This is a genomic window from Candidatus Phytoplasma oryzae, from assembly GCF_003263355.1.
Lineage (GTDB): Bacteria > Bacillota_I > Bacilli_A > Acholeplasmatales > Acholeplasmataceae > Phytoplasma > Phytoplasma oryzae_B.
Window position 1 is genome coordinate 70,285 of the sequence record NZ_JHUK01000003.1, and the last position, 12,942, is coordinate 83,226.

The 12,942-nt window shown below is 24.1% G+C and carries 7 protein-coding genes; 1 reads left to right on the top strand and 6 read right to left on the bottom strand.

The features are described from left to right. Positions 1 to 5: 5 nt before the first annotated feature. A complete protein-coding gene (gene leuS, locus DH96_RS01455) occupies positions 6 to 2,558 on the bottom strand; it encodes a leucine--tRNA ligase (protein WP_111961321.1) in 2,553 nt (850 codons plus the stop codon). A 628-nt stretch (positions 2,559 to 3,186) separates the two neighbouring features. Here leuS and DH96_RS01460 point away from each other — a divergent pair. Beyond that, positions 3,187 to 3,996: a Bax inhibitor-1/YccA family membrane protein gene (locus tag DH96_RS01460; RefSeq protein ID WP_111961322.1), complete on the top strand. Its 810-nt coding sequence runs from the start codon at positions 3,187 to 3,189 to the stop codon at positions 3,994 to 3,996. 91 nt (positions 3,997 to 4,087) lie between these two features. Here the strand turns inward: DH96_RS01460 and tuf are convergent, their stop codons facing one another. The 5 genes from tuf to rpoC form a co-directional block, all read right to left on the bottom strand. After that, positions 4,088 to 5,296 carry an elongation factor Tu gene (gene tuf, locus DH96_RS01465; RefSeq protein WP_111961323.1) on the bottom strand — a complete coding sequence of 403 codons (1,209 nt, stop codon included), beginning with the start codon at positions 5,294 to 5,296 and terminating at the stop codon, positions 4,088 to 4,090. Positions 5,297 to 5,349: 53 nt separating this feature from the next. After that, the gene (fusA, locus tag DH96_RS01470; RefSeq protein WP_111961324.1) at positions 5,350 to 7,449 is read right to left on the bottom strand and encodes an elongation factor G; all 2,100 of its coding nucleotides are present in this window, start codon (positions 7,447 to 7,449) and stop codon (positions 5,350 to 5,352) included. A gap of 44 nt (positions 7,450 to 7,493) precedes the next feature. Further along, a complete protein-coding gene (gene rpsG / locus DH96_RS01475) occupies positions 7,494 to 7,964 on the bottom strand; it encodes a 30S ribosomal protein S7 (protein WP_111961325.1) in 471 nt (156 codons plus the stop codon). A gap of 58 nt (positions 7,965 to 8,022) precedes the next feature. Beyond that, entirely contained in the window at positions 8,023 to 8,448 is a 426-nt protein-coding gene (rpsL, locus tag DH96_RS01480; protein ID WP_111961339.1) for a 30S ribosomal protein S12, read from the bottom strand. A 113-nt stretch (positions 8,449 to 8,561) separates the two neighbouring features. Then, a complete protein-coding gene (gene rpoC / locus DH96_RS01485; protein ID WP_181451611.1) occupies positions 8,562 to 12,668 on the bottom strand; it encodes a DNA-directed RNA polymerase subunit beta' in 4,107 nt (1,368 codons plus the stop codon). Between the last annotated feature and the right edge of the window lie 274 nt (positions 12,669 to 12,942).

Sequence of the window (12,942 nt, forward strand, 5' to 3'; positions counted from 1 at the left end):
AATTATTAGGTATTTCCTTTTTTAAATTTATCTTTTTCATATTCAACTAAATCATTTTTTAATTTAGTAACTAAATTGAATAATTTATTTTGAACATAAATAACCTTAATAATCTCTCTATCTTTCATTAATAAATTAATTTTGTCATTATCTAATATTTTTTTTAAAAGAACACTTTTTTTTTCATTTTTATCTATAAACAAATTAATTTTAAACTTTCCGTCAACTTGCACAATAATTTTTGTTTTATTAGAATTTAGATTAGATAATTCATAAGTAGAATTATATGGCCATCGAGAATTTACTAAAACTTCTTTATTAGCAAGAAAATAAAAATTTAATTCTTCAGTTATATGAGGAGATATAGGATTTAATAATTGCAAAAATATTTTCATTTGTTTATTACTTATTTTTTTCCATTTATAAACTTTATTAACAAAAATCATAAGTTCACTAATTACTTTATTAAATTTTAAAATATCATAATAATTTGTAACTTTCTGAACAGTCTGATATAAAATAGAATTTAATGGTAAAAAATCTACTTCCGAAATATAAGATAAAGAAAAAATTTTATATATTCTGTTTAAAAATCTTTGAATTCCTTTTAATCCGTTTTCTGTCCAAATTTTATCATCTTCTAGTGGTCCTAAAAACATAATATACATTCTTAAAACATCAGCACCATATTTATCTAAAACTAAACTTGCATTTATACTATTTTTTTTAGATTTACTCATTTTTAAATTATCTTTACCTAAAATCATCCCTTGATTAACTAATTTTTTAAAAGGTTCTTTAGTAGAAACTAATCCTAAATCATATAAGAACTTATGCCAAAAACGAGAATATAATAAATGGCCAACTGTATGTTCTTTTCCACCAATATAAATATCTACAGGTAAAAAATAATCTAACTTTTTTTTAGCTTCTTCAGTATTTAAAGGAATGATACCTAAATAATTTTTTAAAATATAACCAATATAATACCAAGAACTTCCAGCTACTTGAGGCATAGTATTTGAATCTCTTTTATACTTTTTACCATCTTTTTCGAAATATAACCAAAAAAAAGCTTTTGATAAAGGAGATTTTCCATCACCTGAAATTTCAATTTTATCTAAAAAAGGTAATTTTAAAGGTAAATCTTCATCTTTTTCTAAATAAACATTATCATTTTCATCATAAAAAACAGGAAAAGGCTCTCCCCAATATCTTTGACGAGAAAAAACCCAATCATGCATTTGATAAGTAGAATAAATATAACCATTTTTTTTTATTTTTGAAAATTTTATTATTTTACGTTCTGCTTCTGCTAATGTTAATCCATTTAAAAAAGAACTATTAATAAGAATACTATTTCGAAAATCATTCGCTTTATTAAAATAATCTTTTTTTTCTTTTTTTAAAAAATGAATCAAATTATCATTTTTTAAAATATTAACTAATTTTAAATTCATTTTGATTGAAAAATCGAAATCTCTCATATCACAAGAAGGCACGCACATAACTGCTCCTGTCCCGAAATGCATTAAAACATAATCAGAAATCCAAATTGGAATTTTTTCGTTATTAAAAGGATGCAAAACATAACTTCCTGTAAAAACACCTGTTTTTTCTTTATTAATTTGTCTTTCTAAAACACTTTTTCTAACTGTTTTCTTTAAATAGTTTTTGACCTGAATTTTATTTTCTTGAGAAGTTACAAACAAAACTAAAGGGTGTTCGGGAGATAAAATTACAGCGTTAATTCCGAAAATAGTACTAGGTTTAGTTGTGAAAACTTTAATAAATTTATTATAATTATTATTATCATTTTTTTTTTCATATTTATCTAATAAAATAGGAAATTCAAAAATAAAACCTTCTTTTTTACCTATCCATTTTCTTTGAATTTCTTTGATTTCGCTTTTCCAATCTAAAATATTTAAATCGTCTAAAAGTCTATCAGCATAATCAGTAATTTTTAAAACCCATTGTTTCATTTTCTTTTTAACAACAGGAAAATGACCTCTCTCTGAAAAAATTCCTTCATCATTTTGTATAATTTCTTCATTAGCTAAAACAGTTCCTAATTTTTTACAAAAATTAACTTCTACATCTTGTATAAAAGCTAAACCTTTTTCATAAAGTTTTTTAAAAATCCATTGTGTCCATTGATAAAAATATTCATCTGATGTTGCTAATTCTTTACTCCAATCAATACCCTTGCCTAATGATTCTATTTGTTTTTTGAATTTATAAATATTTTCATAAGTAAATTTTTGAGGATTTTTTCCTGTTGTTAAAGCATATTGTTCAGCCGGTAAACCAAAAGAATCCCAACCAAAAGGATGTAATACATTATATCCTTGCATCCTTTTAAATCTACTAATAATATCACTTGCTGTATAACCTTTAATATGTCCTACATGTAAACCTTCAGAAGAAGGATAAGGAAACATATCTAGACAATAAAACTTTTTTTTACTAAAATCATCATTAGTTTGAAAAGTTTTTTTTTTTTTCCAATATTCTTGCCATTTAGATTCTATTTTTTTAAAATTATAAATTAACATAAAAATACCCACTTTTTAGTTTAATATAACAAAACTAACTAACATTTTTCTTATATTTTATATTTTATATTATTTAAAATAATATCTTGTTGTTTATTTAACTTTTTTAGGTTATTATTAATAATAATTTATAAATTATTTAAATTAATAAATGAAAATTATGTTTATAAAAAATAAATAAAAATTTAGTTTTAAATTATAATATATTCATATTATAAATTTATATTATATTATATTCAAATATCATAATATATTATATATAATAACGATAAACATTTTTTTAAACTATAAAATTGCAAAATTAATAGAAATATTATAATTAAGGGAAAAAATAAAATAATACTTTTTATTTTTCTTAAATAAAAAATAAAACATAAAATATTTTTTATCTTAAAAAAAATATATAAAATAGTATTAGTTTATTTGGGTTTAAATATAATTTTGCTATAATAGTGATATGTTGAAATGTAAAATATAAAAAATAAAGAAATAATTAATTATATAAAATTTATAATAGTAATAAAAGAATGAAGAAAATATATTAAATATATTTTTTTTTAGAAAAAATTTTAATAAAAAATAAATTAAATTTTTTTATTTAAAAAATAAGGAGGTTTTGAATAAAAATATGTACAATAAAAATAATTTTAAAAATAAAAATAATTTTATTATAGAACGTTTTAAAAATGGTTGGAAAATTAGAAGTGTAAAAGATTCTGATCAATCATCAACATGTTCTGTTAAATCAATTGCATTTAAAACTTTTTTATTATTTTGTTTATCATTTTTAAGCTGTATATTTACGCATTTAATATTTAATTATTGGATAAACAAAACGGTAATTAGTAAAATAACAAAATTATATTATATAAAAAGAATAATGGTGTGTTGTATTGTTGCTCAAATAGCTATATCAATAGCAACTTTTTTCTCTTCTTTAAAACATCAGAAAAAAATTAGTATTAGTATGTCTATCATAGATGGTATAAGTATTTATTTCTTCTTTTATTTACTAAACTACCATTTTTATAATGTGGGGCAAGCTTGTTGTCTTGCTATTGTAGCTACTGCAATATTATTTATGTCTGTTCATTTAATATATAAATTAAATATTATTAAAGTAAATAGATATAAATGGAGAATGATATTATTCGCATGTGCTTTCACTTTAATACTAACAGAATTAATAGCTTCGTGGGTATTAAAAATAAGTTATAAACACCCACTATATTTATTTTTAATTGGTGGTAGTTTATTTTTTGCTTCTATAACATTATTAAGGGATTTTGATGATATGAATACTCTTGTATCTTATCAAATTCATAAAGATCATGAATGGATAATAGCTCTAGGTTTTTATTTGAATATTATTTATATATTTATAAACATTATTAGACTGTTAATGGCAACAGGTTTTTTAAAAGAAAGAGAAAGTTAAAAAAAATAATAAAAATTATATTTTTTGAAATAAAAAAGATCTTTTTAAACTAAAAAGATCTTTTTTTATTTGATTAAAAAAATACAAAATATTATTTAATAATCTTTAAAACAACTCCAGCACCAATAGTCTTCCCGCCTTCACGAACAGAAAATTTAGTTTCTTCTTCAATTGCTATTGATTGAATCAACTTTACCTTTATATGTACTAAATCACCAGGCATTGCTATTTCCTTTTTGATATTATCCTTTGGATCTATTATTTCTTCAATTTTTCCAGTCACATCAGTAGTTCTCACATAAAACTGAGGTCTATAATTAGTACATATAGCAGTTTTACGACCACCTTCATTCGATTTAAGAAGATAAATTTTTGCTAAAAATTGAGAATATGATTTAATTGAATTCGGAGCACAAATAACTTGACCACGTTCAATATCATCACGATTAATACCACGTAATAAAACCCCCACATTTTCACCTGCCATAGCATTATCTAAATTTTTTCTAAACATTTCAATACTAGTAACAACAGATTCTTGAACTTTGTCTTTTAAACCAACTATTTCAACTTTATCACCAGTATTAATTTGACCACGTTCAACACGTCCTGTAGCTATTGTTCCTCTTCCTGTAATTACAAAAACATCTTCTATAGGCATTAAAAAAGGTTTATTCATTATTCTTACAGGATCTTTAACATAACTATCTAAATAATCAATTAATTCTCCTGTTTTATTGAAATAATGTTCATCTCCCTCTAAAGATTTTAGAGCTGAACCTCTGATAATAGGAACATTTTCATGATCAAAACCATGTTTTTTCAACAAATCTTTCAACTCTAATTCTATTATTTCTATAAGCTCTGGTTCGACATCTGAAATATCACATTTATTTAAAAAAATTAATAATTGTGGAATTCCTACTTGCTTAGCTAATAAAACATGTTCTGATGTTTGTGGCATAATACCATCTTTTGCTGAAACAACTAAAATAGCTGCATCCATTTGAGCAGCGCCTGTAATCATATTTTTAATATAATCAGCATGTCCAGGACAATCTACATGAGCATAATGTCTTTTTAAAGTTTGATATTCAATATGAGCTGTATTAATTGTAATCCCACGTTCTTTTTCCTCAGGTGTTCCATCTATTTCATCATATTTTTTATTCTGAGCTAAACCTTTTAAAGATAAAAAATGAGTAATTGCAGATGTTAAAGTAGTTTTACCATGATCTACATGACCAATAGTACCTACATTTACATGAACTTTATCTCTTATAAATTTTTCATTAGCCATTTTAAGCCTCCTTTTTTATATAGAAAAATTTTTTTAAATAAAAATAAATATTATTATTCAACTATATTACTGATTTCTTTATTAATATTTCTTTCTTTAATTATATTCTCAGTAATATTTTTAGGAGTTTTTTCGTATCTATGCAATTGCATAGTAAAACTAGCTCTTCCTTGGCTATTAGAACGTAAACTTGTAGCATATCCAAACATTTCAGATAAAGGTACTAAAGCTTGAATAGAAACAGCATTATTCCCTCTATTTTCTTGTTTTTCTAATCTTCCTCTTCTAGAAGTTAAATCTCCGATAACATTTCCTAAATATTCATCAGGTGTTATAACCTCTACTTTCATTATAGGTTCTAAAATTGCTAAAACATTTTTTTTACCAGTTTCGGTTAAAGCTCTAGAAGTAGCAACTTTAAAAGCAATTTCAGACGAATCTACATCATGATAAGAACCATCAAACAAAGTAGCTTTCATATCAATTAAAGGATAACCAGCTAAAACACCTCTATGTAGAGATTCTTCTAAACCTTTCTTCACGGCTGTAACATATTCTTTAGGAATAATACCGCCTACAATTTTATCAATAAATTCAAAACCCTTTCCTTCATTAGGTTCGAAAAGAATTTTAACATGACCATATTGGCCTCGACCGCCAGACTGACGTATATATTTACTTTCTATTTCCACTGATTTAATAAAAGTTTCTCTATAAGAAACTTGTGGTTTTGCTACATTAGCTTGTATTGAAAACTCTTTTCTTAAACGATCCATAATAATTTCAAGATGTAATTCACCCATACCAGCAATAATAGTTTGTCCTGTCTCATGATTAATATAAACTCTAAAAGTTGGATCTTCTTCTGCTAGTTTACTTAAAGCTAAAGAAATTTTATCTTGATCATTTTTAGTTTTAGGTTCCACAGCAATTTCTATTACTGGATCCGGAAAATTCATTGATTCTAAAATTATAAAATTATTATCTAAAGTTAAAGTATCCCCTGTAGTTGTATTTTTCAATCCTACTACAGCTACAATATCTCCAGTATATGCTTCTTTAATTTCCTCTCTTGTATTAGCATGCATTTGTAACAAACGTGCAATACGTTCTTTAACTTTTTTAGATGTATTTTGGACATAAGATCCTAATTGAAGATAACCAGAATATATTCTTAAAAAAGTTAAACGACCAACAAAAGGATCTGTCATAATTTTGAAAGCTAAAGCAACAAAAGGTTCTTCATCAGAAGCTTTAACAACTATTGGATTTTCATCAGAATCAAATCCAACTAAAGCAGGAACATCGATAGGAGAAGGAAGATAATCAATTATAGAATCTAAAATCTTTAAAACTCCTTTATTTTTAAAAGAAGAACCACATAAAATAGGGAAAAAATTAATACTTAAAGTAGCTTTTCTAATTACTTTTTTTAAAATATCAGAATTTATAAATTTATTCTCTATAAAAAGATTCATTAAATTATCATCAAAATCCGATAATACTTCAATTAATTCTTCTCTTTTTAAAATAACCAAATCTTTTAAATTATTAGGAATATCTATAACTTTACCTGTTTCATTAGGAGAACCATCATATTCAAAAGCTGTCATTTCGACTAAATCAATAATACCCCTAAAATTATTTTCTTGTCCTATCGGCCATTGAATAGCAGCTACTTTAATTCCTAATCTTTCTTTTAAAGTATTAATAGCATATTCAAAATTAGCTCCTATTTTATCCATTTTATTAACAAATATAATTCTTGGTACTTTATATTCAGTAGCTTGACGCCAAACTGTTTCTGTTTGAGATTCTACTCCAGCTTGAGCATCAATAATAGCAATTGCTCCATCTAAAACTCTTAAAGAACGAGAAACTTCTACTGTAAAATCAACATGTCCAGGAGTATCAATAATTTGAATTTGATGTTTTTTCCAAAAAACTTTTGTAGCTGCAGAAGTTATTGTTATACCTCTTTTTTTTTCTTGTTCCATCCAATCCATTTGAGAAGCTCCATCGTGAGTTTCTCCTATCTTATGAATTTTTCCAGCATGAAACAAAATTCTTTCTGTTGTGGTTGTTTTACCAGCATCTATATGAGCCATAATGCCAATATTTCGTGTTTTTTCTAAACTAAATTGACGTCCCATATTGTGGTCTCTCCCTTATATTTTTAATTTTCGTTATATCTAAATCACCAACGATGATGAGCGAAAGCTTTATTAGCTTCAGCCATTCGATAAGTATCTTCTTTTTTTTTTATAGTAGATCCTATACCATTTGAAGCATCAATAATTTCTTTAGCTAATTTTTCTTCCATACTATTTTCATTACGTTTTTGAGCATATTGTATCAACCATCTTAATCCTAAAGATTGACGTCTTTCTGGACGAACTTCTGAAGGAACTTGATAAGTTTGGCTACCTATAGTACGCGTACGTACTTCTAAAATAGGCATAACATTTGCTAAAGCTTGATTAAAAACATCTATAGATTCTTTTTTAGTAATTTTTTTTATTTTATCTAAAGCTTTATATAAAATATTTTGAGCAATACTTTTTTTACCATCTTTCATGATAGTATTAATTATTTTAGTTACTAACTTAGAATTATAAATTGGATCAGGAGAGATATCTCTTTTATAAATACGTTTCTTACGAGACATAGTTTAATTCACTTTCTTTTTTAATATTTTTTTATTTATTTTAAACTTTATTTGAACTTTATTTTTTTTCTTTTGTAACTGTTTTTTTAGCACCATACTTTGAACGAGCTTGTTGTCTATTATTAACTCCTGTTGTATCTAAACTCCCTCTTATAATATGATATCTAACACCTGGTAAATCTTTAACTCTGCCACCACGAACTAAAACTACACTATGTTCTTGCAAAGAATGACCAACTCCTGGAATATAAGCAGTAACCTCATTTCCGTTACTTAAACGAACTCTAGCTACTTTTCTCAAAGCCGAATTAGGTTTTTTCGGAGTTAAAGTTAAAACTTTAATACAAACTCCTGATTTTTGTGGAGAATTATAATATATATTTTTCTTCTTTAAACTATTAAAACTATATCTTAAAGATGGAGATTTAACTTTATAAGTTTTTGATACTCTTTTTTTTCTGATTAATTGGGAAATAGTCGGCATTTTCTTTAACCTTTCTTTTTTTTTAGAAAAAATTAGATAATTAATTATATCTTTTTTTTCAAAAAAAATCAATATTGTTTATTTTTAATTTATTTATCTATTTAAATAATAAATTAAACAATATCTTCATTTTTATCTTTATATATTGTTATTTTATTATCTATTTTCGGATATTTAAAAGATAAAGTTTCTAAGATACCTGTACCTGCAGGAATAAGACCTCCTACAATAACATTTTCTTTTAAACCATATAAATAATCTGTTTGTCCTTTGATAGCAGCATCAATTAAAATTTTAGTTGTTTCTTGAAAAGAAGCAGCAGATAATAAAGAATCACTTTTTAAAGAAGCTCTTGTTATTCCTAATAAAATAGGACGTCCTACAGCAAGATTTTTATTATTTTGAATCATTTCCATATTAGCATGTTTAAAATCTTTGAAAGATACTTCTAAACCTGGCAATAAGTTGGTATCTCCTTCAAAAATAACTAAAACTTGTTTAAACATTTGACGAATAATAATTTCAATATGCTTATCACTAATAGTAACACTTTGAGATTGATAAACTTTTTGTACTTCTTCTAAAATATATTTTTGTGTTTCTTCGACATTAGTCACTCTTAATAATTCTCTTAATTCTATAGAACCATTTGTTAATTTTTGACCCGCTTTAATATACATATTTTTGCTTACTAATATTTCAGAATTAAAAAGAGCATTATAAATAAATTCTGTTTTTTGATCAGAATCTGAAATAATTTTAATTTCATAAAAATTAGAATTAATATTTTTAATATCTTTAACAAAACCACTACATTCACTAATTATTGCTTTTCCTTTAGGTTTTCTAGCTTCAAATAATTCTTGAATTCTTGGTAATCCTTGAGTAATATCAGAAACAGCTAAAACACCGCCAGTATGAAAAGTTCTCATAGTTAATTGAGTGCCGGGTTCACCAATAGATTGAGCTGCTATAACACCAACAGCTTCTCCTATTTCAACAATTTTATTTGTAGCTAAATTCAAACCATAACATTTAGAACAAATACCATGTTCACAATTACAATTTAAAATATTTCTTATTTTAACTTTTTTAATATTTAATTTAACTATTTTATCAATAATTTCCTTAGTAATTAGTTCATTTTTGTTTAAAATAATTTCTTTATTTTTAGAATTAATAATATTTTCTGCCGAAAAACGACCAAAAATACGTTGAGATAATGAAATAATTTCTTTTTCATCTCTGTTCATAGGTTCTATAAAAATACCTTTATCTGAACCACAATCTTCTTTCATAATTATATTATCTTGAGCAACATCTACTAATCTACGTGTTAAATAACCTGATTCTGCTGTTTTTAAAGCCGTATCGGTAGAAACTTTTCTAGCTCCATGTGTAGAAATAAAAAATTCAGATACAGTAAGACCTTCTTTAAAAGAACTTTTTACCGGAATTTCTAAAATTTCTCCTTTAGGACTATTCATTAAACCCCTCATACCAGATAATTGAGAAAAATTGGAAGCATTACCACGAGCACCACTGTCACTTATCATAAACAAATGATTATTAGATTTAAATTCTTTCATTAAACCTTCTTGAATCTTATCACGAACATTTTTCCATTCTTGAATAACTAAATTCTTTTTTTCAGAAATAGTTAATAAACCATGATCATACCATTTTTCTATTTTTAATATTTTGTTTTCTACTTCTGTTAGTAATTCTTTTTTTTTTGAGTAAACATTAATATCAGAATGAGAAATAGTAATACCTGCTATAGTTGAATATTTAAATCCTAAATCTTTAATATTATCTAACATTCTTGAAGTTTCTGTAATATTACTTTTTTTAAAAACATAATCAATAATCATAGATAAAAATTTCTTTTTAAAAGGTTGTGTAATATTAATATTAGGTAAAATATCTTTTGGATTTACGTTTTTAGGTACAAAATAAAGATCAGGAGTTTTTATTTCTAAATTATATATTGTTGGTTCTTGTATATAATTAAAATTAGATGGTAAAATTTCATTAAAAATCAACTTGCCTAATGTAGTAACTAAATATTTTTCTTTTTGTTCTTCAGTAAAACAAGAATCAATATTAGAAGCTTTCACTAAAATTCTTGTATGAATTTCAATTTCTTTATTATAAAATGATAACTCAGCTTCTTTTAAATCACAGAATATTTTACCTTCATTTCTATGTTTATACTCTTCTGCCTTTTTATAATTGATGATATTTTGATAATCTTGCGATATAAAATATTTACTTTTTTCCATAGTTAAATAATAATTCCCTAAAACCATATCTTGTGAAGGAGATAAAACAGGACTACCATTTTTAGGATCTAAAATATTATTAGAAACTAACATCAATAAACGTGCTTCAGCTTGTGATTCAATAGATAATGGTAAATAAACAGCCATTTGATCACCATCAAAATCAGCATTAAAAGCTGGAGTGACTAAAGGATGTAATCTAATAGCTTTTCCATCTATTAATTTTGGTTCAAAAGCTTGTATCCCTAGACGATGCAATGTAGGAGCTCTATTTAATAAAACAGGATGTTCTTTAACTACATCTTCTAAAATACTTAAAACATATTCATTCATTTGTTCATATAAAATAGTAGCATTCTTTCTATCGATACCCTTAACTTCTTGTAATTTATTTAAAATAAAAGGTTTAAATAAAATTAATGCCATTTGTCTAGGTATACCACATTGATGAATTTTTAAATCTGGTCCTACTATAATTACAGAACGAGCAGAATAATCAACTCTTTTTCCTAAAAGATTCTGTCTAAAACGACCTTGTTTACCTCTTAACATTTCAGATAAAGACTTTAAATTTTTATTTCTTTCTATATTAGTACTATTTTTTTTATTGGTTTTAACATTGTCAAATAGAGCATCAACAGCTTCTTGTAACATTCTTTTTTCATTTTTTATAATTAATCTAGGAGCTTTTTGTTTAATTTGTTTTTTCAAACGATTATTACGATTTAAAATTCTTCTGTATAAATCATTAATATCAGTAGTAGCAAAACGTCCACCATCCAAAGGAACTATAGGCCTTAAATCAGCTGGTAATACAGGAATAACCTCCATAACCATCCATTCAGGTTTATTATCTGAATTATTAAAAGATTCAATTATCTCTAATCTTTTAATAATATTATCTCTTTTTTGTTTAGAAACTTTTGGTAAAAAAAACCTTAATTCTTGAATTATTTCAGTTAAATTTAATTCTTCTAACATTTTTTTAATAGCTTCTGCTCCGCTTAAAGCAATGAAACTATTACCATAATGTTCTAAATAGTGGCCATATTGAATTTCGCTTATTATTTGATTCTTTTCTAAATTAGTTTTACCTGGATAAAACACAATATAGGAGGCATAATAAACTATTTCAGATAATTCTTTAGCTTTTATACCTAATAAAATAGCTAATCTACTAGGTGAACTATTCAAATACCAAGTATGTACTATAGGAGCAGCTAATTCGATATGCCCCATTCTTTCTCTTCTAACTTTTTGTTCTGTAATTTCCACTCCACATTTAGAACAAATTTGACCTTTTCTCAAAGTTACTTTTTTAGTACAAAAACATTGTAAATCTTTTATAGGTCCAAAAATTTTTGGACAAAAAAGACCTCCCATTTCTGGTTTAGCAGTACGATAATTAATAGTTTCATAATTAACTATTTCACCATAAGACCATTGTCTTATTTCATGTGGAGAAGCTAAACGAATTTTAAAATATTCATATTCGCGACTACCATATTCTTTATTTTTTTTATTTTTTATTAAAAAATCTTTTTTTACTAAATTTTCTTTAATAATGAATAATTGATTATGATTATATAAAGTAAAAATATTATTAATTTCTTCCAAAAAAATTTTATTTTCTTTTAATATTTCTAATAACAAAATGTTATTAGCTTCTAATAAAGAACGTAAATTAATAATTTTGTTTTTTTGTAAAATATTTATTAAATTTGCTGATAAATCCAAATTTTTTAAATCAGAAGGTAAAAAAAATTTTTTCAAAACAAAAATAATTTCATATATAATTTCTTGTCCTAATAAATACTTTAAATTTGATAAACTATAAGAATTAAAATCTATTAAATAATTAATACCAATAGATTTTAATCCTTCTAATATTTTTGGAGATGAAAAAAAGTCTTCAATTTTTATATTTAAATTCATAATTAAAATTATTTACTCCTTATTATTCATAAAAATAAAATTTTTTTTACCTTTAAAGAAAGATTTATTCATATAAGTTCTGAAAAAATTTTCTCACTATTATTGATCTAAATTAAAAATAAGTTATATTAAATCTAAAATTTATGTTTAAAATAATATAAAGAAAGAATTTAATTTATTATAAATAATAATGTTTGATAAATACTTGTATAGTATTTTTTTTTGAATATAAAAAAGAATTTTTTACGAAAAAATATTTATTTCAAAAAATATT